The organism is Aminobacter aganoensis (assembly GCF_014206975.1).
GTDB classification, from domain to species: Bacteria; Pseudomonadota; Alphaproteobacteria; order Rhizobiales; family Rhizobiaceae; genus Aminobacter; species Aminobacter aganoensis.
Window position 1 is genome coordinate 224546 of the sequence record NZ_JACHOU010000001.1, and the last position, 23334, is coordinate 247879.

Here is a 23334-nt window from a genome sequence, read left to right on the forward strand (position 1 = left end):
GCTGGCCAATGCCGCCACCGAACGGGAGAGGCCACCATGCGCCATGCCGCCATCGTCTTCGCCGCTTGGCTCTGCGCCATTCCCGCGCTTGCCGGCGATGCCGAGGTCAAGGCGGCACAGGGCAGCATTTCGGGCCAGCTCCAGGCCTTCCGCGCCGGCGACAATGCCACGGCCTACGGCTACGCCGCCCCGAACGTGAAGCGCATCTTCCCTACCCTCGATGCCTTCATGGGCATGGTGACGGGTGGCTACAAGCCGGTCCACAGGCCGCAGAGCTTCGATTTCGGCAAATCCCGGGAAATGAGTCCGAGCGCCATCGCCCAGCAAGTGCTCATCGTCGGGCCCGACGGCAAGGACTACGAGGCCGTCTACACGCTTGAACTGCAGCCCGACGGCATCTGGCGCATCACCGGCGTCAGCCTTCGCGCGGCGAACTCGCTGAGCACCTGACTCAAGCAGCTACACCTTGGCGGCCTCTGGACCGGAGAGAACCGGCCATCGAATGCAACAGCGCCGATTTGCCGGCGCCGCATCCGCATCATTTCGGCCGGCGCGCCTCGAAGCTGATCGTGCCGCAGCCCTTGGTCGGCGCTTGTCCGTAGCGATAGTCGGCCGAGGCAACGACATCGGTGAAACCCGCCTCGCGCAGCGCCATGGCGAACTCCTCGACACCCCACCAGCGCAGGCTGAACAGCTCCATCTCCGTGTCGGCGAGCTTGGTGCCCTTCCACAGCTCGTAGCGCAGATGCGTCACCGTCGTCTGCGCGACGTAGTCGGTGGAGGCACGCGTGTCCGTCAGCGTCAGCAGGTCGCCGTCGCCGGTTGTCCAACTGCGCACCCGGCCGCCCTCGCCCAAGAAACCTTCGATCGCGTCGAGGTCGATCATCAGCCTGCCCTCGGGTTCGAGATGCTCGAAAAACCGCCGCAGGGCAGACCTTGCCGCTGCCATGTCGGTAATCAGCTGGAACGACCCCAGCGGCACGACGATCGCGGCAAAACGTCGTTCATGCGAGAAATCCTCGAAGGTCCCGCGGCTCACACGCGCGACATCGAGCGAGCGCTCCGCGCAAGCCGCGCGGCAATAGTCGAGCATTTCCTCGGAGGGATCGAAGCCCCAGATATCGAAACCAGCCTCGAGCATCGGCACGAAGAACCGGCCATTGCCGACGGCTGGCTCCAGCACCGGCCCCGAACCGGCAAGACGTTCGAGATAATACTCAACGTCACCGAAAGAACGACCGACCGGCTTGTCGAGATTGTAGACCCAGGAGGCAAGCGTACCGTATCTGTTGTTCATGCGCAGGTACCTGGCTGATCTTTGAGAGTCACCGCGACCTTCCCAAGGTCAGGCATCAGAGCGCCATAGGACGGACTGGCTCGACGCGTCCAGTCTCCAATTCTTCCCGTTGGGAGCTTTGCCCCGGGCCTGTGGCACCGAGGTCACGCCGCGTACCTACGGCGTCTGACGGCTCGCGCCGGCAAAAAACGGCGCGGCGATTTCCGTCCGCCGAAGGTTCAGCGGCCACAGGCTGGGTACCATTGTCAGCAGACCTGCGGGCGCGCCTTGCCGGCTGCGGACGAACGATGGAAACCGGGCGCTGCACCAACAGAATCGGATCAGGCTGCAGCCATGCTCAAGGTCATCGCCCAGGACTTCATCAAGGCGGAATTCATCGACGCCGTCATGCCGCTCTATGCCGAGCTGGTGGAGAAAACCCGGCAGGAGGAGCTGTGCATCGCCTACGACCTCTTCATCGACCAGAAGGACCCCGGACATTTCGTCTTCGTCGAGGAATGGCCCGATCGTGCGGCGCTGGACGCTCATTGCCGGTCCGAGCACTTTGTCCGCCTGGTGCCCCTGATCAACCGGCATCAGCGCCAGGAGCCGACCTTCATCCTGATGGAGCCGTTCGCCGCCTGACGCGGCGTGGCGGCTGCCGTCACCGTGCCGGGTGCACCGGCAGGTCGCCCCGCGCCCAGCCCTCGCTGATCTCGGCGGTGCGGTCGGCGAAGCGACCGGCTTCGATAGAGGCGCGGATCTCGCTCATCAGCTGCTGGTAGTAGGACAGGTTGTTCCAGGTCAGCAGCATCGCGCCGAGCGACTCGCCCGACTTGATGAGGTGATGCAGATAGGCGCGGCTGTAGTCGCGCGCGGCCGGGCAATCGCTTTCCTCGTCCAGCGGGCGCGGGTCGTCGGCGTGCCGGGCGTTGCGCAAGTTGACCTTGCCACGGCGGGTATAGGCGAGGCCATGGCGGCCGGCGCGGGTCGGCATCACGCAGTCGAACATGTCGATGCCGCGCGCCACCGACTTGACGATGTCGTCGGGCGTTCCCACGCCCATCAGGTAGCGCGGCTTGTCCTGCGGCAGCTCCGGACAGGTGATGTCGAGCATGTCGAGCATCACTTCCTGCGGCTCGCCGACGGCAAGTCCGCCCACCGCGTAGCCCTTGAGGTCGAGCGCCTTCAACGCCTGCGCCGAGCGCACCCGCATGTCGGGAATGTCGCCACCCTGCACGATGCCGAACATCGCCTTGCCCGGCTGGTCGCCGAACGCCGTCTTGCAGCGCTCGGCCCAGCGCAGCGACAGTTCCATGGCGCGCTGGATTTCCTTCGGCGTCGACGGCAGCGCCGTGCATTCGTCGAGCTGCATCTGGATGTCGGAATCGAGCAGGCCCTGGATCTCGATCGAGCGCTCCGGCGACATCTCGTAGGGCGCACCGTCGATATGCGAGCGGAAGGTCACGCCCTTCTCGCTGAGCTTGCGCAGCTTCGACAGCGACATCACCTGGAAACCGCCGGAATCGGTCAGGATCGGATGCGGCCAGCGGGCGAAATCGTGCAGGCCGCCGAGCCTGGCCACGCGCTCGGCACCGGGCCTGAGCATCAGATGATAGGTATTGCCCAGGATGATGTCGGCGCCGACGCCGCGCACCTGGTCCATGTACATCGCCTTGACCGTGCCGCCGGTGCCGACCGGCATGAAGGCCGGCGTGCGGATCGTGCCGCGCGGCATGGTGATCTCGCCGCGGCGCGCCTTGCCGTCGGTCGCAAGCAGCTTGAAGGTGAACTCTGAACTCATCGGTCGTCCCTGAACAGCAGGCTGGCGTCGCCATAGGAATAGAAGCGGTAGCCGTCCGCGATCGCATGCGCGTAGACGCCCTGCATCCTGTCGAGCCCGCAAAAGGCCGAAACCAGCATGAACAAAGTCGAGCGCGGCAGGTGGAAATTGGTCATCAGCGCGTCGACGAACTTGAAGCGGTAGCCGGGCGTGATGAAGATGTCGGTCGGCCCGGACCATGCGGCGATCGTGCCGTCCGCGCGCGCCGCACTTTCCATCAGCCTAAGCGAAGTGGTGCCGACTGCAACGATGCGGCTACCGCGCGCCCTTGCGGCATTCAGCGCGGCTGCGGTCTCGCCCGATACATGGCCGATCTCGGAGTGCATCTTGTGCTCGGCCGTGTCGTCGGCCTTCACCGGCAGGAAGGTGCCGGCACCGACATGCAGCGTCACGAATTGCTGTTCGATGCCCTTGGCCGCGAGTGCCGCAAACAGCTCCGGCGTGAAGTGCAGCCCCGCGGTGGGGGCCGCAACCGCGCCCTCCTCCCGGGCATAGACCGTCTGGTAGTCGCGCCGGTCGCGCTCGTCGTCGGCGCGCTTGGAGGCGATGTAGGGCGGCAACGGAATGTGGCCGACCGCATGCAGCGCCTCATCCAGCGCCGGGCCCGACACGTCGAACGCCAGCAGCGCCTCGCCCGCCTCGCCCTTCTCGATCACCGTAGCGTCAAGCTGGCCCAGCATGCAGGTCTCGGCATCGTGGCCGAACTGGATGCGGTCGCCGACGGCGACCCGCTTGCCCGGGCGCATGAAGGCGAGCCAGCGGTCGGGGGCGGTGCGCATGTGCAGCGTCGCATCGACATGCGCCACCGCCTCGCCGCGCACCCTGCGGCCCTTCAGCTGCGCCGGGATGACGCGCGTGTCGTTGAGCACCAGCACATCGCCCGGCTCGAGCAGCGACGGCAGCTCGCCAACCCTGAGATCGGCGAATTCCTCGCTTGGGCGAACGACCAGCATGCGCGCGGAATCGCGCGGTTCGGCCGGGCGCAGCGCAATCCGCTCTTCGGGCAGCTCGAAATCGAAAAGATCTACACGCAAGTTAGTCAGCCATTGTCGTCGTCAGTGAGTTGATCATTGCCCTAACTGACGTTGGCTGAAATTCATACCAAAAGTCATTGAGCTGGTGGTCCGTCAGTTTGATTGCCGCCCCCCACACCGCAACCAACTGCCCCCGTTCTGACATAACCACATCTCTCACGCGTCCGAACGCACGGTCATGGTTGTGTCTGATGGCATCCGCCGCAGCAACAGTCGCCGGAAGATGCTGGTCGAAAGCCTCGATCATCCGATCACTGGTTTTAGCCCCAACCACCGCTTTCATCTCCAAGCAGCCCAGGAATTTTCGGATGTTGTAGGCCGCCATCAGTGCGTCGGTGTAGAACGGGTAGCTAAGTCGACGTTCTTGATCCGACGGTTGCCTTCTATCTACCCGCGCCAGAATCGTTTCATGCAATGAAACGCAGGCTGCAGAAGCAAAGGCTAGGCCACGAAATTCCGAGTTCAAATGATCAGCAAGCGCGTAAGCGCGGCGTTGATTGAACCTCAGGATAAGAACTTGAATTTCATCAAGAATTAGCGCTTCGCATTCGAACGCTTGTTCGATTGCGGTCCGCCAATCCTCCGACATCAGTAGATACGGATCATCATTGCCCCGGCGAGCAGCAGCATGGCGCCGACGATGCGGCCCATGGAGATTTCGCGGACCGCGACGCCGAGATAGCCGGCCCGGTCGACCAGCATGCCGGCAAGCAGCTGGCCGGCGACAAGGAAAGCCATCAGCGCCGCCGTGCCGATCCTGGGGACCAGCAGCACCGAACTGGTGACGTAGAACGCCCCGAGGCAGCCACCGGCGATGAACAGCCAGGGTGCCGGAGCGCGCCAGTCCACGGCCACGCCCTCGGCGCGCGCCACGAGGAGCGCGATCGCGCCCAGCACGATCGCTCCGACCAGGAACGAAATGGCAGCCGCCGCCACGGGCATTCCCAGCCCGCGCGCCAGCTGCGCATTCACAGGTGCCTGAATGGCAACGAAGGCGCCCGCCAGAACGCCGAGAAGCGACCAGAGAACGCCAGCCATTGCCTGTTATTCCGCGACGTCCGCGGCAACCTTCAGCGACACGATCTTGTCGGGATCCTGCACCGGCTCGCCGCGCTTGATCTTGTCGACATTGTCCATGCCTTCGATGACCTGGCCCCACACCGTGTACTGGCGGTTGAGGAAGCCGGCGTCCTCGAAGCAGATGAAGAACTGCGAATTGGCCGAGTTCGGGTTCTGCGAACGCGCCATCGAGCAGGTGCCGCGGCCGTGGTTCATGTTGGAGAACTCGGCCTTCAGGTCCGGCTTGTCCGAGCCGCCCATGCCGGCGCGGCCGGGATTGAAGTCCTTGCCGCCCGACTTGCCGAACTTGACGTCGCCGGTCTGGGCCATGAAGCCGTCGATGACGCGGTGGAACACGACGCCGTCATAGGCGCCTTCGCGCGCCAGTTCCTTGATCCGGCCGACATGGCCGGGAGCAAGGTCAGGGAACAGTTCGATGACCACGTTGCCCTTGGTGGTTTCCATGATCAGCGCGTTTTCGCGATCCTTGATCTCGGCCATGGTGAAATTCCTTCTTTGCGTTTTGGATTACTTGGCGTCCGCAGCGATGCGGACCTTGATCATGCTGTCGGGGTCGCTGACGACGCCGTTTGCGGCGGCATCGCCCTTCTTGATGCCGTCGACCAGTTCCATGCCGCTCTCGACATCGCCGACGATGGTGTACTGGCCGTCCAGCGAGGAGGCGGTGTCGAACATGATGAAGAACTGCGAATTCGCCGAATTCGGATCCTGCGCACGCGCCATGCCGACGACGCCGCGCTTGAAGTTCTCCTTGGAGAATTCGGCCGGCAGGTCGGGCAGCTTCGAGCCGCCGGTGCCGGCGCGGTCGCCGCTGTAGCCGTCCTTCGTGTCGCCGAACTCGACGTCGCCGGTCTGCGCCATGAAGCCGTCGATGACACGGTGGAACGCGACATTGTCATAGGCGCCTTCGCGCACCAGCTTCTTGATCTGCTCGACATGCTTGGGTGCGAGGTCGGGGCGCAGCGCCACCGTCACGTCGCCGCCCTTCAGCGTGATGATCATCGTGTTCTCGGGCTCGGCGGCCAGTGCAGCGGCCGAGCCTGCAAGCAGGCCGGCGAGGACGACGAAGGACGAGGCAAGCTTTTTGAGCTGCATGGTTCGATACTCCGGAATTATTTCGCGAATTTTGCCGTGAGCGCGCCAGCGACCGCCGCCGGCACGAACGGGCGGATGTCGCCGCCCATCGAGGCTATCTGACGGACAAGTGTGGCGGTAATCGTGCGGACCGAAGGGCTTGCAGGCAGGAAAACCGTCTGCAGCTCCGGTGCCATGGTCTCGTTCATGCCCGCCATCTGCATCTCGTAGTCGAGATCGGTGCCGTCGCGCAGGCCGCGGATCATGATCGAGGCGCCTTCCTTGCGCGCCGCGTCAATCACCAGCCCGTCGAAGGCGACGACCTTGATGCGAGCTCCGTCCTTGCCGAACTCGGCCTTCGTCGCTTCCTCGATCAGCGCCACCCGCTCCTCGAACGAAAACAGCGGCTTCTTGCCGGGATGGATGCCGATGGCGGCATAGACGACGTCGGCCACGGCCAGCGACGCCTTGAGCACGTCGAGATGGCCGTTGGTGAGCGGGTCGAACGACCCGGCATAGATGGCGATGCGATCAGTCATGCGCTGCTTCTAGAACATCGGCGCCAAAGGTGGAAGCGCACATCGGCGGTGCGCGGCGCCTTAGGCCGAATGGTTTACGAGATGAATGCCCGATGAATGGCAATCTCAGGATCCGTTCAAGCGGATGTGAATAAACCCTGTGTATATCAGATGAAACCAAATGCAGGTTCGTCCGTTGTTTCAAGCAGGAGAACAGCGCCATGATGATCTACATGCTCGCCGCGGCCATGACTCTGGCCATGCTTGTCGCCACCGCCTTCAGCCTCCATCATGAGGCGCATCGCGTCCGCACCAAGGTGCAGACGGCCCGCGTTCAGCTTCCCGGCTGGCGCAATCCGCGCGTCCCGCGCTAGAAGTTTCTGCCCCTCCAGGCAAAAAGCGGCGCTTCGGCGCCGCTTTCTTCTCCTCAAATATTGAGCCTACCCCCCTGAATCGACGCGCTTTTCCGCGCTTTCAGCGTAGCTCTCAGCCTTCCTCGCCCACGGCATCATCGCCATTTGGCGCGTCGTCGCCATCTTCGTCGCCCGATGGCTCGGAGATGCGTTCGACCGAAACCACCTTCTCGCCCTCGGCCGTATTGAAGATGGTCACGCCCTTGGTCGCGCGGCTGGCGAAGCGGATGCCGTCGACCGGCACGCGGATCACCTGGCCGCCGTCCGACACCAGCATGATCTGGTCCTCGTTGCCGACCGGGAAGGTCGCCACCAGCTTGCCGATCTCGGCCGTCTTCGACACGTCGGTTGCACGGATGCCCTTGCCGCCGCGGTTGGTCAGGCGGAAATCGTAGGACGACGAGCGCTTGCCATAGCCATATTCGGTGACCGTCAGCACGAACTGTTCGTGCTGGGTCAGGAACTGGTAGCGGTCTTCGGAAATGTCGGCTTCCTCGCCGACCTCCTCGTTGGTCAGCGCGATGTCCTCGTCCTCGCCAGCCGCAATCCCGGCAGCCAGCCTGCGTTCGGCGACCGAACGCTTGAGATAGGCGGCACGCTCCGCCGGGCTCGCTTCGACATGCTCGATGACGGCCATCGAAATGACGCGGTCGCCATCGCCCATGCTGATGCCGCGCACGCCGACCGAGTTGCGGCTCTGGAACACGCGCACGTCGTCGACGCGGAAGCGGATGCACTGGCCGGAATCGGCGGTCAAAAGCACATCGTCATTGTCGGTGCAGGTCTCGACGCCGAGGATCTCGTCGCCTTCCTCCTCCAGCTTCATGGCGATCTTGCCGTTGCGGTTGACCTGGACGAAGTCGCTGAGCTTGTTGCGGCGCACGGTGCCGCGCGTCGTCGCGAACATCACGTCGAGCTCGCCCCAGCTTGCCTCGTCCTCGGGCAGCGGCATGATCGTGGTGATGCGCTCGCCCTGCTGCAGCGGCAGCAGGTTGATCAGCGCCTTGCCGCGCGACTGCGGATTGCCGATCGGCAGACGCCAGACCTTTTCCTTGTAGACGATGCCGCGCGACGAGAAGAACAGCACCGGCGTGTGCGTGTTGACCACGAACAGGCGGGTAACGAAATCCTCGTCCTTGGTCGACATGCCCGAGCGGCCCTTGCCGCCGCGGCGCTGCGCCCGGTAGAGCGACAGCGGCACGCGCTTGATGTAGCCGGAATGGCTGACGGTCACGACCATGTCCTCGCGCGGGATCAGGTCCTCGTCTTCCATGTCCGAGCCGGCATCGGTGATCTCGGTGCGGCGCGGCACGCCGAACTCGTCACGCACGGCAAGCAGCTCGTCCTTGACGATCTGCTGGATGCGGGCCCGCGACGACAGGATGTCGAGATAATCGGTGATCTCGGCGCCGATCTTGTTCAACTCGTCGGCGATTTCGTCGCGGCCGAGCGCGGTCAGGCGCTGCAGGCGCAGTTCGAGGATGGCGCGCGCCTGCTCTTCCGACAAATTGTAGGTGCCGTCATCGTTGATGCGATGGCGCGGATCGTCGATCAGGCGGATCAGCGACTCGACGTCGGAAGCCGGCCAGCGCCGCGTCATCAGCTGGTCGCGCGCCGTCTGCGGATCGGGCGCGGTGCGGATGAGCTTGATGACCTCGTCGATATTGGCAACCGCGATCGCCAGGCCGACCAAGACATGCGCACGGTCGCGCACCTTCTTGAGCAGGAACTTTGTGCGCCGGCTGATCACCTCTTCGCGGAAGGCGACGAACGCCCGCAGCATGTCGAGCAGCGTCAGCACTTCCGGCTTGCCGCCGTTGAGCGCCACCATGTTGGCGCCGAACGACGTCTGCAGCGGCGTGAAACGGTAGAGTTGGTTGAGGATCACCTCGGCATTGGCATCGCGCTTCAGCTCGATGACGACACGGTAGCCCTGGCGGTCGGACTCGTCGCGAATGTCGGAGATGCCCTCGATGCGCTTGTCGCGCACCAGCTCGGCCATCTTCTCGATCATCGTCGCCTTGTTCACCTGGAAGGGAACCTCGGTGATGATGATCGCCTCGCGGTCGCCTCGGCTCTGCTCGATGTTGACCTTGCCGCGCATGACGACGGAGCCGCGCCCGGTCGAATAGGCGTTGTAGATGCCCGAACGGCCGAGGATCAGGCCACCGGTCGGGAAATCGGGACCGGGGATGATCTCCATCAATTCGGGCAGGTCGATCGCCGGGTTCTCCATGACGGCGATGGTGCCGTTGCAGATCTCGACCAGGTTGTGCGGCGGGATGTTGGTCGCCATGCCGACGGCGATGCCGCCGGCGCCATTGACCAGCAGCGCCGGGAAGCGTGCCGGCAGCACGCGCGGCTCCTGGCCCGAGGCGTCATAGGTATCCTGGAAATCGACGGTGTCCTTGTCGATGTCCTCGAGCAGCTCGTGCGCGACCTTGGTCAGGCGCGCTTCGGTGTAGCGCATCGCCGCGGGCGGATCGCCGTCGATCGAGCCGAAATTGCCCTGCCCGTCGATCAGCGGCACGCTCATCGACCAGTCCTGGGCCATGCGCACGAGGGCGTCATAGATCGAGGCGTCGCCGTGCGGATGGTACTTACCCATCACGTCGGCGACGGGGCGCGCCGACTTCACATATTTGCGGTTCCAGTGGTAGCCGCTCTCATGCGAGGCGTAGAGAATGCGGCGATGCACCGGCTTCATGCCGTCGCGCACGTCGGGCAGCGCGCGGCTCACGATCACGCTCATGGCGTAGTCGAGATAGGAGCGCTGCATCTCCTCGATGATGGAAATCGGCTCGATGCCGGAGGGACCGTCAGGTCCGCGCGGTGATTTCTGGTCGGTCAACTCTGATCACGCATGTTGGGAATCATTTGCCCCTTATATAGGAACGGCCCGCAATTGACCAATTCCAGGCGCGCTTTTCCAACGCTGATTTTGCACTAGAAATCAAAAGGATAGGCACCGCGACCCGATCCGCGACAGTCTGTCCGGCAGCATCCTGGGGCTTTGTCCGCGCATCGCGCGCCAATCCTGCGCAAGGGCTCTGGCATTGCCGGCCGCCCCGGGTTAGCCTGCATCCGCCGGGGGAGACATCGGATGCCGTTTTTCGACAGTGTTTTCAATGCCTTCGTCACCATTCTCGTGACCATCGACCCACCGGGGCTGGCACCGCTGTTCTTGGCCGTCACCCGCGGCATGAACCGCGAGCAGCGCCTCCAGGTATCGATGCGCGCCAGCATCATCGCCTTCATCGTGCTGGCCGTCTTCGCCATCGCGGGCGCCGCCATCCTCACCGTCTTCGGCATCACCCTGCCGGCCTTCCGCGTCGCCGGCGGCTTCCTGCTGTTCTTCATCGCCTTCGAGATGGTTTTCGAGAAGCGGCAGGACCGCAAGGAGAAGATATCGGACGTCGCCATCACCCGCGACCACATCCACAACATCGCCGCCTTCCCGCTCGCCATCCCCCTGATCGCCGGCCCCGGCGCCATCTCGGCCACGGTGCTGCTGTCCGGCTCGTTCCAGGGCTGGGCTGGCCAGCTGGCGCTGGTGCTGATCATCCTCGCCTGCCTGGCGCTGACCTATCTGGTGTTCATCCTGGCCGAGCGCATCGACCAGTTCCTCGGCCAGACCGGCCGCTCGATCCTCACCCGCCTGCTCGGCGTCATCCTCGCAGCGCTGGCCGTCCAGTTCGTCGCCGACGGCATCAAGGCATTGATCGCGATGTGAATTGCGCTTGGGCGCGCAACCTGACATCACCCCGGCATGACCGAACGAGCGATGCTTGACCACGATGCATGGTGTCCCTGGCATCCGGCCGAACTGGCGCAGCGCCTCGCCGGCATCTCGCAGCCCTGGTGCATCGTCGGCGGCTGGGCGCTCGACCTGTGGCATGGGCAGCAGACCCGCGAACACGAGGACCTCGAATTCACCGTGCTGCGCCACGACCAGCACATCTTCCGCCAGGCGCTGAAAGGCATGGAGTTCCACTCGGCCGGCAACGGCATCGTCGAACGCTTGCCTGCAAACGAGGATGCGCCGCCGGCGATCTCGCAGATCTGGTGCGAGGACGTCGCTGAACGCTGCTGGCGGGTGGACATGATGATCGAGGACGGAACGCCGGGCCGGTGGGTCTACAAGCGGGATCCGGCGATCGTCAGGCAGCGGACCGGGATCGTCGGCAGGACGCCCGACGGCATCCCCTATCTGAAGCCGGCAGCGATCCTGCTGTTCAAGGCCAAATACCGACGCCCCAAGGATGAATTCGACTTCGAGCAGGCTTTGCCGAAACTGGAAAAGCCAGAGCGTGAATGGCTGAAGACGTGCCTCGACATCAGCCATCCCAGGCATGAATGGGCCGGGATGTTGTAGATCCGACCGATGCGGTGGCTCGGGAGCATCTTGCATCCGCAGTGAGCGGCCGGACGCCGCTTTTCTTAGTGCTTGAAGCAGTGCTCGCGATGCCATTGCAGGAAGTGTGGGTGCGGCCGGTCGGACAAACGCTGCGGGCCGATCGCCCGGCCAGTACGATTGACGACACCCTGGATGCCTTCTGGATCGTTCGCCTGGCGTGAGATCAAGATTTCGAGGTCGTCGGCCAGACTGATCAGGCCCCGGTCAAACATCCAGTGCGCCGTCCCTGACAATGCAATGCCGTTATTGATGACATCTGGCCCGCCTGCCTCGACAGGGCGAATGTGGGCCGCTGCTACCTCCGCTCGCCCACCACCGTTGATCAGCTTCAGTCCGGTGATCGCGCAGCGTTCATCATAGGCCCGCAGGACGATCTGTCGGAAAACGCGGTCGCGTACGATCCGGGACGTCAAGAATTGAACACGCTCCCGGGTCTCCTCGAAAATGAACGGCGTCTGCTCTTCAGACAGCCCTGTATCGGCGAGGTCGACACGCGGAAGCAGAGATTCCGCTTGATCGATCCCCAAAGACACGATTCGGCTGAAATCAGCAGGAACAAGCGGCCGCACCGCCGACTGCGCGCGGCCGGAAATTGCGCCTGCGTCATTCAGAAGCCCGCGCTCAACGACACCGTCGGCGCCGCTGAACGGGACAGGATTCGCAAAATCAAGATAGGTGCCAGGCTCTATGATGGCGACGAACATACCGCGCGCACCCGGATCTGGAATGGCCTGCTGCACCTTGGCTACGGCAAAATAGCCCCTGGTACCCACAACTTTGCGCGGTTCGTAGTAAACGATCCAGTCGCCAACACACCGCTGAACCCTGCCCAAGTACTGGGCTGGGAATTGGTAACGCTCAGCAGGACTGTCATCGTAGATCGAATCCGACCTGTGAATAAAGACCCCGAATCCCATTCTCGCTTAATAGCGACAACGGGGAGGATTCGCGAGGCTTCCATTCAGGAACGCTCTTCGGCACAGAGTTGCGGAAATTCAGCCGAATCGAGCGGCAGCCTCGCCGCACGCTCAACGAACGTTGATCTCCATGCTCCCGATGCCGGCGATCTGGGCAACCATCGTGTCACCCGCCTTCACCGGACCAACCCCTTCCGGCGTACCTGTATAGAGCAGGTCGCCGGGCATCAGCGTGTAGAAGGACGAGGCGCGTTCGATCAGCGCCGCGACATCGCGAAGGAGATTGGACGTCGAGGTCTTTTGCCGGATCTCGCCATTGACCGTCAGTTCCATTTCCAGCGCGGAAGGATCGGGCATCTCGTCGGAGGTGACCATCCACGGCCCCAGCACCGAATAGGTGTCGCAGGACTTGCGCATGCTGCGCTCCTCGGTGCCGCGCACCGTCATGTCGAGGCCGATGGAATAGCCCGCCACGTATGACAGCGCGTCCTTCCGAACAACGCGGTCGGCGCGGCGGCCGATGATCGCCACCAGCTCGATCTCATGGTCGTTGCGGGCCTCGGGAAAGCGGATGACCACGTCATCGGAAGCGCCGATGAGCGAACTGGTGGCTTTCAGGAAGAGCCCTGCCTTGTCGATGGGCAGGATGTTGGTGCCGTGATGGATGGTCGCGTCGGCGAGCGCCTCGTCGTGATGCAGGCGGTAGTTCACCGGCGCGGCCACGATCTTGCGCGGCGAAGCCACCGGCGGCAACAGACGGACGCCGTCGAGCGCCAGGGGCGCGGCCTGGCCGGCCAGTTCCTCCATCCTCGGCCGCAGCTCGGGCAGCGCGGCCACCAGCGGATCGTGGTCGGGCAGCGGGTAGCGGTGCTGAGCCAGGCTGTCGAGCACGGGGGAAACATCATACACCGACGCGCCCCGCACGAGGCCAAGACGGTTGTCGTTGAAACGGCAAATACGCATCAGGATGCCTTTCCTATTGTGGTCGGAGCCGGCAGGATCTGTCCCTCGCACCGGCCGAAACCGATCCGCAGGCCATCGACCTCGCCCCACCCTGTCAGGGTGACGCTGTCGCCGTCCTCGAGGAACTTGCGAACACCACCATTCTCGAGCGCGACCTCGTCGCGGCCGCCCCATGTCTGTTCCATCAGGCAGCCGAAATTGCCACGCTCGGGGCCGGAGATCGTACCCGACCCGAGAAGGTCGCCCGTCTCCATCCGGCATCCGCCGATGGCGTGGTGCGCCAGGAGCTGCGGGGCGGAATAATAGAGATACCTGGTGTTCGTCCGCACGATCCGGCTCGCATGCCCTGCGGGCGGCGTCAGATGCGCCTCCAGGGTCAGGTCAAAGAAATATTCGGCCGGCTCGTGGAGATAGGGAAGCAGCGGCAGGTCGCGCTCCGGACCCGAGCAGCGGAAGGGCTCAAGCGCCGCACGGGTCACGACCCACGGACTGATCGAGGTGGCGAAGGCCTTGGCCTGGAACGGGCCGAGTGGTTGGCCTTCCCAGCGCTGGATGTCGCGAGCCGACCAGTCGTTGAGCAGCACGAAGCCGAATATATGCTCCCATGCCTGCGCAACGGTCAGGGTGTCGCCCAATTCGGTCCCGGTGGCGACGATCGCGCCAAACTCGACCTCGATGTCCATGCGCTTCGATGGCCCGAACAGGGGCATGTCGACTCCGTCGGGCCGGGTCTGCCCAAGCGGGCGGCGCACCGGTGTTCCGGAGACGACGACCGTCGAGCTCCGCCCGTTGTAACCGATGGGCATGTGCGGCCAGTTCGGCGTCAAGGCATTCTGCGGGCCGCGCAGGATCGATCCGGAATTGAACGCGTGCTGTCTACCGGCAAAGAAATCGGTGTAGCCGGCGACCTCGATCGGCAGATGCATTCGGGCCAGTTCCTGCGGGATCAGCAGTCGCTCCCGAAGTGATACATTCTCCCGAAGGTCGGCGACGCCGTCCTCGGCGAGCAATTCCGTGAGCCGCGCCCGCACCCGCGCCCAGGCTTCCGGCCCGCTCGCCATGAAGCGGTTGATCGCAGGCTGGTCAAAGCCATGTCCGCCGCTGCCGAGGAGACCGGCCTCCTCCGCCCCGGCGAGGTCCAGGATCATCGTGCCGATTGCAATGCCGCATCGGGGAGCGCGCCCCTCTTCGCTGAACACGCCGTAAGGCAGATTGGCGAGGGGAAAATCCCCTGACGGCTCGTTCGCACCAGCAACCCAGGATCGTCTCAAGCCAAATTCCTCCCCAGCATTCCGAAGGACGACACGTGCATGCCGCTGTCTTCTCCACCGCACGCCCCACCCATATTGCATTCACTTTTCCCAATACATCTCCAAAATCAAGCGAAAACTGATTGACAGCCAGATTAAACGTATACACTTTTGACGTCGCACAGATGACCGACTCCGTCTCTTTTGCACTGTCAGGTATTTTTGAGGGAAGGACTGTGGAGCGCGGAAGACTGATGCTCGGGAGGAGAGAGACGTTATGAAAAATGCCTTCAGGAGGCTGGCACTGCCTGTGTGGCTGCCAGTCGGAATTGCCGCGTTCGGCAATGTTGCCGCAGCCCAGGAACTGGGCGAGCGCGTGCCCGATCTGCAGATCGCCTATTATGCGGCCGACATGGGGCCGATGTACGAGCAGTCTGCTCGCGTTCTCAGCGAAGAGTGGAGCAAGCTTGGCCTGACGTTCCGCATGCAGCCGGTGCAGTTCAGCACCTTCATCTCGAATATCATGGTCGGCGGCGGCTTGGAGGACATGGCCGTGTTCACCGTGGGGGCCGACCCGGATCGCGTTGATCCGACCTACTGGCTACACGACCTGGGCGCCTGCGGCGCGCGGCGCAACGGTGCCAAGTGGTGCGATGAAGCCTACTCCGCCAAGGTTCGCGAACAGCGCGAGATGGTCGATCAGACCCAGCGCATCGCCGCGGTGAAGCAGGCCCAGCAGCATTTCTACGACACGATGCCGTGGTGGCCGGCCACCAATACGGTCTACGGCATGGTCTGGAACAGCGACAAATGGGAAAACGTCACGTCGCCGGCGCCTGTGGCGGCACATGAAGGCCTGATCGATCCGTGGCTGTCGGCGAAGCCGAAGACCGACGACCGCTGGTTCGACTGGGCCCATTACGAAGATGTGACCACCTACAATCCGTTGGCGGAAGAAGGTGCTGTCGGCTGGCTGCGGTTCGTCTACGACACGTTCGCAAAGAACAATTCCAAGGGCGAGACCATTCCGTGGGCCGCGGCTTCCTGGGAGTTCACCGAACCGACCAATGTCAAGATCACGCTGCGCCAAGGCATGACCTTCCACGACGGCGAGGCTGTCACCGCCGACGATGCGGTCTTCACCATCAACAAGGTGGTCGAATTGCAGCCGCCGGCGATGTCGTCGCGCATAGCCAATCTGGCAGGGGCTGAGAAAGTCGACGACCTGACCTTCAACATCAAGCTCAAGACGCCTGACGCGTCCTTCGTCACCACGGTCTTGCCCTACGCCTTCATCCTGCCCGAGCACCTTTGGGCCAATTACGAAGGCGACATGGTAGCGCGTGACGTCGTCGCCGACGGCGTCGCCATCGGCAGTGGTCCGTTCAGGTTCAAGACGTGGCGCATCAACGAGATACACGAACTGGAGACCTTCAAGGAGCATTTCCAGGCACCGGGATATGACGGGGTCCGTCGTCTCGCCCTCGGCCAGGCGGATGCGATCCGCTCGGCGATGCTGTCGGGCACCGGCGATATCGCAACGATGGTGCTGCCTGTCGCAGCGATGAGCGACCTGGCGACGCAGAACAACCATCTCGATTTCCTCGAGATTCCCTCGCACGGATCGATGCTGGTCTGGCTGAACAACCAGAAGGCACCGTTCACCGATCCCGCGTTCCGCAAGGCGATGCGTGTGGCAACTTCAAAAGAGCGCGCCGCCGTCGAAGGTTGGCTGGGCTTCGCGGTCCCGGCAGGCGAAGGTCCCGTGCCGAAGCAATTGGGCATGTGGTACAACGCCGATCTTCCCGAGATCACCTTCGACATCGAGGCTGCCAGGGCGGCACTGGAACAGGCCGGTTACGGCTGGGATGCGCAGGGCCGCCTGCACTACCCGAAGAAGTAACCGAGGAAACAGGTCGCCGACGATGTCGGCGGCCTGCCCCGCCGTCCTCACGTTAGGATGGGCGGGGCAACCACCACTGCCTTGCTTAGCCGAGACCTGCCAGCCCGAAGCGACTGGAGCCTGCCATGCGCGCCTATATTCTCCGCCGACTTGCCCAAAGCGTGTTGGTCATCTGGGCCGTCACCACGATCATGTTCTTCATGTTCCGCGTGATGCCCGCCGATCCCACGGCCATCCTGCTGGAACGCGGACTGTCCGATGAGGCCCGCAACGCACTTCTGGAGCAGTGGGGCCTGACCGGCTCGCTTTGGGACCAGTACGTCGCCTATCTCGGCAATCTTCTGGTGGGCGACTTCGGCTCGTCGTTCCTCTACCGCAAGCCGGTGTGGGAAGTGCTGACCCCGCTGATCATCAACACGCTGTGGATCGCGGTTCCCGGGCTCCTTCTCGGGGCAGCTCTCGGCGCGGCCATCGGCACCGCGGTCGGCTGGGCCAGGCGCGGCGGCAAGCTTGAGCGGACCGGTATCTTTCTGGCCACCGTGATCCGTGGCGTGCCCAATTTCGTCATCGGCATCGCGCTCCTGACCGTCTTCTCCAGTACGCTCGGCTGGTTCCCCGGATTCGGCATGGGCGACCCAGGACAGAACGTCGGCTTTGCCCGCTACTTCACGCTCGACTTCCTGCATCACCTGGCCCTGCCGCTGATCGCCGTCATCATCTATTTCATGCCCGAGAACCTGCTTCTCATGCGCTCAGGCGTGGTGGAGAACCGTACCGAAGACTACATCGAACTGGTCCGCGCCAAGGGCGTGTCGCAGGGCCGCGTAGCGTGGCACGCGGCGCGCAATTCGATGCTGCCTCTCATCACCTGGCTTTTTCCGGCGCTCGCCGAAACCATCGCCGGAATCGTGGTCATCGAGATCGTCTTCTCATGGCCGGGTGTGGGGCGCGAACTGGTGCTGGCCGTCACCCGGCAGGATTACCCGGTGGCTCAGGCCGCCTTCTTCCTGCTGGCCGTGATGATCGTGCTGGCGAATCTCGCCGCCGACCTCGTCTATGGCAAACTCGATCCGCGCGTGGTCTACAAATGAACCAGCCTTCTTCCCCCGACGCCGCGGCAATCAGGGGGCGCAGCCTGTTGGGTGCAATGGGCCAGTCGCTGCGCCTGCTCACCACCGACAGCTTCGCCGTGGTCGGGCTCGCGGTGCTGCTACTTTTCGTCGTCATCGCGATCAGCGCGCCATGGATCGCGCCATACGAGCCCTTCAAGGCGATGATGACCGAAAGCGGCCGCCTCAATCGGCTTGCGCCACCCTCGTCCGCGCACCTGCTCGGAACCACGTCGTTCGGCAACGACGTGCTCAGCCAGTTCCTCCACGGCTTTCGCGTGGCGCTGCTGGTCGGGCTGGTTGCGGCAGTGGCGGTCGGTCTGATCTCGACGATATTTGGCGTCGTTTCCGGCTACTTCGGCGGCTATGTCGACGACGTGCTGATGCGCATCACCGATGTCGCCCTGTCGATCCCCACCCTTCCCTTCTCGATCGTCGCGGTGGCGTTGCTCGGCCCCAGCGTCGAGAACATCATCCTCGTCATCACCATACTTTTCTGGCGCAACGGTGCGCGCATCATCCGCTCGGCGGTGCTCACAGAGCGTGAGCGCGTGTATGTGAAATGGGCGCGGGCGGCCGGGGCCTCGCACCTTCACATCATAATGCGCCACATCTTGCCGAACATCGTCCGCGTCATCTTCCTCTGGGTGACGATGTCGGTTGCCTTCGCCGTGCTGACGGAAGCCAGCCTGTCTTTCCTCGGCCTTGGCGATCCAACTGTCATCAGTTGGGGCCAGATGCTCAACACCGCCTTTTCGTCCGGCAATCTGCGGACCGCATGGTGGTGGGTCATTCCCCCGTCCTTGGCATTGGTGCTGCTGGTTTCCTCGCTGTACCTCATCGGCCGCGCCTATGAGGAACAGACCAATCCCCGGCTTCGGAGGCGCTGATGACTTCGACATCCCTCGCAACGCCGGAAAACCGGACCGCTTCGCCCGCAACGATGCAGGCATTGGCGACGCTGAACGACAGGCTCGCCGCCAAGCCGGCGGCGCACCTTCGCGTCGAGAAGCTGTCCATCGCTTACTCGACTGCGCGCGGCCCCTTCCACGCCGTCGACGACGTCAGTTTCGAGGTGAAGCCCGGGACCAATCTCGGCCTTGTCGGCGAGTCCGGTTGCGGCAAGAGCACGGTGATCAAGGCTTTGATCGGACTGCAGCCGGAGGGCACGAAGGTCTCGGGACAGGCGTTGCTCGATGGACAGGAAATTCTCGGGCTGTCCGAACGCGCGCTTCAGGACGTCCGCTGGACAAAGATCTCGCTGATAACGCAAAGCGCCATGAACTCGCTCGACCCCGTCTATTGCATCGGCGACCAGATTTGCGAGGCGATCCAGGCACATGAGAGCGTATCGAGGGCGACGGCCTGGGCCCGTGCCGAGGAAATGTTCGCACTCGTCGGCCTGCCTGCCTCGCGGCTCCACGATTTTCCGCACCAGTTCTCGGGCGGCATGCGGCAACGCACCGTCATCGCCATGGCGCTGGCGCTGAACGCCGGAATGCTGTTGGCCGACGAGCCGACGACGGCGCTCGACCCGATCATGCAGTCGCAGATCATGTCGCGTATCCGCGGCATTCACGAGCATATGCGCCGCTCCATGATCCTCGTCACGCACGACATCGCCGTGGTGGCGGAAACCTGCGAGAACACGGTGGTCATGTATGCCGGCAAGGTGGCCGAGAAGGGACCGACGACGGACGTGCTGGCCCGCCCGTTGCACCCCTACACCATGGGTCTGCAGAACGCCTTTCCCCGCTTGCCCGTCAAGGGGCAGCCGCGCCAGGCGCTGATCTCGATACCGGGGATCGTGCCCAACCTGCTGCGGCCGCCGCCGGGGTGCCGCTTTGCGGGGCGTTGCCCTTTCGCGACCGAGCGCTGCCACATCGAAGCGCCCGCCGTCACCGCTGTCGGCGCACAGTCGGCCGCCTGCCACTACATCGATCGTGCGCCCGAATTCCGCGAGGCCGCGGCGCGACCTGAAACCTGGCGCAAGTTGGGAGCCGGCGCATGAGCGACCTTCACACCAGTCGCCCGGCCATCGACCCCGATGCCAGGCCCATCGTCGAGGCACGCGACCTGAAGACCCATTTTCAGGGCCGGAGCGGCATCTTCAGCGCGCTGGCCGGCGTGAAGCCGCCCACCGCGAAGGCGCTCGACGGCGTCGATCTTCGCATTCGGAAAAGCGAAATCGTCGGGCTCGTTGGCGAATCCGGCTGCGGCAAGTCCACGCTCGGCATGTCATTGGTACGCATGTACCAGCCGACCGACGGCCGAATTCTCTATCTCGACGACGACATCACCAGGGCGGAAGGGCGCAGGCTGAAAGACTACCGCCGTCAGGCGCAGATCATCTTCCAGGACCCCTACTCCTCGCTGAACCCACGCCTGACCATTGGCCAGGTCATCGAGGAGCCCCTGGTGATCCACGACATCGGCAATGCAGCCGAACGCCGTGAACGCGTCGTGCGCGCGCTCGATCTCGTACGCATCCCGGCGGTGGACAACATCGACAGATACCCTTCCGACCTGTCCGGCGGACAGCGACAGCGCGTTGCCATCGCGCGCGCCCTGGTGCTCGAGCCGACCTTCATCGTCGCGGACGAACCGGTGTCCATGCTCGACGTGTCCATCCAGGCATCCGTGCTGGAACTGCTGGACGAGCTCTCGCGCAAGCTTGGATTGGCGATCCTGTACATTTCCCATGACATCGCGACGGTGGGCTATATCTGCGACCATGTCGCGGTGATGTATCTCGGCCGCATCGTGGAAGAGGGCAAGGCCGAAGACATCCTCTCCGCGCCACTGCATCCATATACGCAAAGGCTGATGGCGGCGATCCCGCGGATGGACCCGGGCGACACGGCAGGGCGCGCTGAAATTCGGGGCGACGTCCCTTCACCAATGAACGTACCCCAAGGCTGCCGGTTTTCGTCGCGTTGCCCGTATGTCGCCGATCTCTGCCGCGCGGTCGAACCCGAGCTGGGGCAACATCCGGCTGGCCAGCGGGTCCGTTGCCACATCTACGGAAGTGAAGGTGCAAAACGGTTTCCCGACCTTCAACGCCCGGAATGGGGCCGCATCACCGAGGTGACCGATGCCGGCACCCTCGCACAAGCAAGCAGTTGAGACCCCGATGACCGAACTGATTTTCGACTGGAAACATGTCGCCTTCGCAGCCAACCGGGCCTTCACCGAGACCTATGGCTTCAGCGGTTCGCAGGGGTTGACGCATCTGGAAGGGATATTGATCCGCCCCGGCTCCCCATCCAGGACGTTGCTGATCTTCATGCATCCGGCTTCCACCCTGCAACTCCTTCCGCTGCCGCGGGCCTTGGCTGGTGCGGGGCACCACGTGCTGTGCGCCGGCAGCCGCTACCAGCGCAACGATACCGCCCTCATCATGGAGAACGTACTGCTCGACCTTGGCGCGTGGATACGGGCCGCGAAGGAGGAATGGGGATACGAGAAGATCGTGCTCTGCGGTTGGAGCGGTGGCGGCTCGCTGACCATGCTCTACCAGTCGCAGGCCGAGAGACCGACGATCACCGAGACCCCGGCCGGTGATCCGGTGGACGTGAAGGGCGCCGGGCTGATTGCGGCCGACGGCGTCGTCAGTCTCGCCGCCCATTCATCGCGCGCCCTGCTGCTGACCGAGTGGCTGGACGGCTCGGTGCGCAATGAGGACAACCCCGACGACAGGGACACCGGACTTGATCTCTATGCTCCGGCGATGAAGAGCCGTGACGAGCCTTTTCCCGGCGAGTTCGTCGCCCGGTATCGCGCCGCCCAGCGGGCGCGCATGGCGCGCATCACCGACAGGGTGCTGGAGACGCTCGATACCTTGCGCCGGCGTGGCGGCGGGGAGGTCGAGCGGGTCTTCGTCACCCATCGTACCATGGCCGATCCCCGCTTTCTCGACCCCACGATCGATCCGAACGGCCGCAAGCCTGGATGGACCTATCTTGGCAATCCTGAAACCGTGAATTCGGGACCGGTAGGCTTGGGCCGGGTATCGACATTGCGGAGCTGGCTGTCGCAATGGTCGCCTCATCACAGCCGCGCCGACTCCCTCGTGACGGCGCGCGGCGTGACAGTGCCTTTCCTGGCGCTGGAATGCGGCGCCGACGACGCCGTACCGCAGCCGCATACCACACGCATCTTCGCCGCCGTCGGCTCCAGCGATCGCGAACAAAAAATGGTTGAAGGTGCGAACCACTATTTCGTAAACCAGCCTGCGGAACTTGCTTCGGCGACCAGGATTGTATCCGACTGGGTGCGGGCCAAAGGGCTGGGATAAGTTCCTGTCGAGGTGGTGCAGTTCATGGCTGAAGACATCTACGGCAAGATCCGGGCGCTGATCGCCGAGGGCGCCTATCTGGGAGGCGACGTCCTGCCCGAAAGCGAGCTGGCCGTCCGCCTGGGCGTCAGCCGCACGCCGATCCGGGAAGCGATGCGCCGCCTGCAAGCGGAGGGAGTGATACGCCGCGAGGCCTACCGCAGGGCGGTGGTGGTCGATCTCGACCCCAACGAGGTCATACACATCTTCACGGCTCGCGCCGCACTCGAGCCGATCGCCGTCGGCATGGCGATGGAGAGGATGACCCAGGCCTTCCTCGACAACCTCGCCCGACTGCATGGGGAAATGGACGAGGTCGTCCACTCCTCGGAACCCGACCGGCGACGCTACCGCGACCTGAACGCGAGATTTCATCGGGTCATCTGGGCGCAGGGCGACAGTGCGGTCTTTGCCGAACTGGTAAACCTGGTAGCCCGAAAGCCCGTGGTCAGCCCGACCTTCAACAACTGGACGCGGGAAGAACTGATCCGCAGCAACCGCCAGCACGGCGAGGTACTGGACGCCTTCGGCGTGCGTGACGCGGAATGGGCCAAGGCGGCGATGGCGTCGCATCTGCTCGCATCGCGGGCCAACTACCGACGAATCGGCCTCAACCGTTCGACGCGTGGCGCCGATGTCGACTGGACGTACGAACCCGAAACCGCGACTTGATCCGGTGCATCAACACGGTTGGGGTCGCTAAGGGAGAAAGCAACGAAGCTGAAGAGGCATCGTTGGCGATCTCGGCATCAATGTCGTGAGCGTCGGCATGCCGCTGGTGTTGTCGGCGACGTTGATGACCGGAGCGGCGGTCAGCATCTCAGGCATTGTCGGCTGGGTCGGGCTCGTCATTTCCGACATGGCCCGTATGCTCGTTGGCCCCAGCTTTGATCGCATGCTCCCCGTGAAGATGGTCGCGGGAGCCCTGTTCGTGCTCATGGTCGACGATATCGCCAGGGCCGCCAGCTCGATGGAACCGCCGCTCGGCATCGTCACGAGCGTCATCGGCGCGCCACTGTTCATCGTCCTGCTTCTGCGTGCGAAGACTTCCTGGTTATGACGCTGCTCCGAGAAGCGCGACATCACCCTCCACCATAAGTGAGTTTTGCGTTCCGAGGATCACGCCGACCTTGTTGTCTGCATAGGCGGCATGCACGTCGGCGCGTTCAAGCAACGCAAAGTCCATCACCCGCTTCACACA

26 protein-coding genes are annotated in these 23334 nt (G+C 63.9%); 13 read left to right on the plus strand and 13 right to left on the minus strand.

The genetic code is table 11. The features are described 5' to 3' along the window. Positions 1-36 precede the first annotated feature (36 nt). Positions 37-450: a DUF4864 domain-containing protein gene (locus GGR00_RS01055; protein WP_184697254.1), complete on the plus strand. Its 414-nt coding sequence runs from the start codon at positions 37-39 to the stop codon at positions 448-450. Positions 451-538: 88 nt separating this feature from the next. Here GGR00_RS01055 and GGR00_RS01060 read toward each other — a convergent pair whose 3' ends face one another. Continuing rightward, positions 539-1297: a class I SAM-dependent methyltransferase gene (locus tag GGR00_RS01060; protein ID WP_184697257.1), complete on the minus strand. Its 759-nt coding sequence runs from the start codon at positions 1295-1297 to the stop codon at positions 539-541. A gap of 333 nt (positions 1298-1630) precedes the next feature. Between GGR00_RS01060 and GGR00_RS01065 the strand changes: the two genes are divergently transcribed. Then, complete coding sequence (locus GGR00_RS01065) at positions 1631-1921, plus strand: putative quinol monooxygenase (protein ID WP_184697260.1); 291 nt, start codon at positions 1631-1633, stop codon at positions 1919-1921. A gap of 19 nt (positions 1922-1940) precedes the next feature. Here the strand turns inward: GGR00_RS01065 and tgt are convergent, their stop codons facing one another. From tgt to coaD, 7 genes are read right to left on the minus strand one after another with little or no spacing between them, the layout of a single operon-like run. Then, the gene (gene tgt / locus GGR00_RS01070) at positions 1941-3080 is read right to left on the minus strand and encodes a tRNA guanosine(34) transglycosylase Tgt (protein WP_184697263.1); all 1140 of its coding nucleotides are present in this window, start codon (positions 3078-3080) and stop codon (positions 1941-1943) included. Beyond that, a complete protein-coding gene (gene queA / locus GGR00_RS01075) occupies positions 3077-4153 on the minus strand; it encodes a tRNA preQ1(34) S-adenosylmethionine ribosyltransferase-isomerase QueA (protein WP_184697266.1) in 1077 nt (358 codons plus the stop codon). The genes tgt and queA overlap by 4 nt, the downstream gene beginning before the upstream one ends. Position 4154: 1 nt before the next feature. Next, positions 4155-4742, minus strand: a complete 588-nt coding sequence (locus GGR00_RS01080) for a hypothetical protein (RefSeq protein WP_184697269.1) — start codon at positions 4740-4742, stop codon at positions 4155-4157. After that, positions 4742-5191: a DMT family transporter gene (locus GGR00_RS01085; RefSeq protein ID WP_055976780.1), complete on the minus strand. Its 450-nt coding sequence runs from the start codon at positions 5189-5191 to the stop codon at positions 4742-4744. Before GGR00_RS01085 ends, GGR00_RS01080 begins: the two co-directional genes overlap by 1 nt. Positions 5192-5197: 6 nt before the next feature. Then, entirely contained in the window at positions 5198-5713 is a 516-nt protein-coding gene (locus tag GGR00_RS01090) for a peptidylprolyl isomerase (protein ID WP_055976783.1), read from the minus strand. 27 nt (positions 5714-5740) lie between these two features. Beyond that, a complete protein-coding gene (locus tag GGR00_RS01095) occupies positions 5741-6328 on the minus strand; it encodes a peptidylprolyl isomerase (RefSeq protein WP_055976784.1) in 588 nt (195 codons plus the stop codon). Positions 6329-6345: 17 nt separating this feature from the next. Continuing rightward, positions 6346-6846: a pantetheine-phosphate adenylyltransferase gene (gene coaD / locus GGR00_RS01100; RefSeq protein WP_055976787.1), complete on the minus strand. Its 501-nt coding sequence runs from the start codon at positions 6844-6846 to the stop codon at positions 6346-6348. 200 nt (positions 6847-7046) lie between these two features. Between coaD and GGR00_RS01105 the strand changes: the two genes are divergently transcribed. Continuing rightward, a complete protein-coding gene (locus GGR00_RS01105; protein WP_183260992.1) occupies positions 7047-7199 on the plus strand; it encodes a hypothetical protein in 153 nt (50 codons plus the stop codon). A gap of 112 nt (positions 7200-7311) precedes the next feature. Here GGR00_RS01105 and gyrA read toward each other — a convergent pair whose 3' ends face one another. Next, on the minus strand, positions 7312-10089 hold the full coding sequence (gyrA, locus tag GGR00_RS01110) for a DNA gyrase subunit A (RefSeq protein WP_184697272.1): 2778 nt from the start codon (positions 10087-10089) through the stop codon (positions 7312-7314). Between the two features lie 252 nt (positions 10090-10341). Between gyrA and GGR00_RS01115 the strand changes: the two genes are divergently transcribed. Next, the gene (locus GGR00_RS01115; RefSeq protein ID WP_055976792.1) at positions 10342-10971 is read left to right on the plus strand and encodes a MarC family protein; all 630 of its coding nucleotides are present in this window, start codon (positions 10342-10344) and stop codon (positions 10969-10971) included. Positions 10972-11022: 51 nt separating this feature from the next. Further along, on the plus strand, positions 11023-11613 hold the full coding sequence (locus GGR00_RS01120) for a nucleotidyltransferase domain-containing protein (protein ID WP_246441251.1): 591 nt from the start codon (positions 11023-11025) through the stop codon (positions 11611-11613). 65 nt (positions 11614-11678) lie between these two features. Here GGR00_RS01120 and GGR00_RS01125 read toward each other — a convergent pair whose 3' ends face one another. The 3 genes from GGR00_RS01125 to fahA form a co-directional block, all read right to left on the minus strand. Continuing rightward, on the minus strand, positions 11679-12572 hold the full coding sequence (locus GGR00_RS01125; protein WP_055976796.1) for an HNH endonuclease: 894 nt from the start codon (positions 12570-12572) through the stop codon (positions 11679-11681). Between the two features lie 111 nt (positions 12573-12683). Beyond that, a complete protein-coding gene (locus tag GGR00_RS01130; RefSeq protein WP_184697278.1) occupies positions 12684-13535 on the minus strand; it encodes a fumarylacetoacetate hydrolase family protein in 852 nt (283 codons plus the stop codon). Further along, complete coding sequence (gene fahA / locus GGR00_RS01135) at positions 13535-14806, minus strand: fumarylacetoacetase (protein ID WP_246441268.1); 1272 nt, start codon at positions 14804-14806, stop codon at positions 13535-13537. Before fahA ends, GGR00_RS01130 begins: the two co-directional genes overlap by 1 nt. A gap of 256 nt (positions 14807-15062) precedes the next feature. On the opposite strand from fahA, the gene GGR00_RS01140 reads away from it, so the two are divergent. The 8 genes from GGR00_RS01140 (at position 15063) to GGR00_RS01175 (ending at position 23193) form a co-directional block, all read left to right on the plus strand. Then, entirely contained in the window at positions 15063-16688 is a 1626-nt protein-coding gene (locus GGR00_RS01140; RefSeq protein WP_184697282.1) for an ABC transporter substrate-binding protein, read from the plus strand. A gap of 125 nt (positions 16689-16813) precedes the next feature. Beyond that, positions 16814-17779: an ABC transporter permease gene (locus tag GGR00_RS01145; RefSeq protein WP_082496607.1), complete on the plus strand. Its 966-nt coding sequence runs from the start codon at positions 16814-16816 to the stop codon at positions 17777-17779. Then, positions 17776-18687, plus strand: a complete 912-nt coding sequence (locus GGR00_RS01150) for an ABC transporter permease (RefSeq protein WP_210314933.1) — start codon at positions 17776-17778, stop codon at positions 18685-18687. The genes GGR00_RS01145 and GGR00_RS01150 overlap by 4 nt, the downstream gene beginning before the upstream one ends. Continuing rightward, a complete protein-coding gene (locus tag GGR00_RS01155) occupies positions 18687-19808 on the plus strand; it encodes an ABC transporter ATP-binding protein (protein WP_210314934.1) in 1122 nt (373 codons plus the stop codon). The genes GGR00_RS01150 and GGR00_RS01155 overlap by 1 nt, the downstream gene beginning before the upstream one ends. Then, positions 19805-20923 carry an ABC transporter ATP-binding protein gene (locus GGR00_RS01160; protein WP_184697285.1) on the plus strand — a complete coding sequence of 373 codons (1119 nt, stop codon included), beginning with the start codon at positions 19805-19807 and terminating at the stop codon, positions 20921-20923. Before GGR00_RS01155 ends, GGR00_RS01160 begins: the two co-directional genes overlap by 4 nt. Positions 20924-20930: 7 nt before the next feature. Next, positions 20931-22094 carry an alpha/beta fold hydrolase gene (locus GGR00_RS01165; RefSeq protein WP_055976811.1) on the plus strand — a complete coding sequence of 388 codons (1164 nt, stop codon included), beginning with the start codon at positions 20931-20933 and terminating at the stop codon, positions 22092-22094. 24 nt (positions 22095-22118) lie between these two features. After that, a complete protein-coding gene (locus tag GGR00_RS01170; RefSeq protein ID WP_184697288.1) occupies positions 22119-22805 on the plus strand; it encodes a GntR family transcriptional regulator in 687 nt (228 codons plus the stop codon). A gap of 76 nt (positions 22806-22881) precedes the next feature. Continuing rightward, positions 22882-23193 (plus strand): iron chelate uptake ABC transporter family permease subunit, encoded by a 312-nt coding sequence (locus GGR00_RS01175; protein ID WP_280137968.1) that lies wholly within the window; start codon positions 22882-22884, stop codon positions 23191-23193. On the opposite strand, the gene GGR00_RS28490 is transcribed toward GGR00_RS01175, so the two are convergent. Beyond that, entirely contained in the window at positions 23188-23319 is a 132-nt protein-coding gene (locus GGR00_RS28490; protein ID WP_280137963.1) for a hypothetical protein, read from the minus strand. The genes GGR00_RS01175 and GGR00_RS28490 overlap by 6 nt on opposite strands. Positions 23320-23334: the final 15 nt, after the last annotated feature.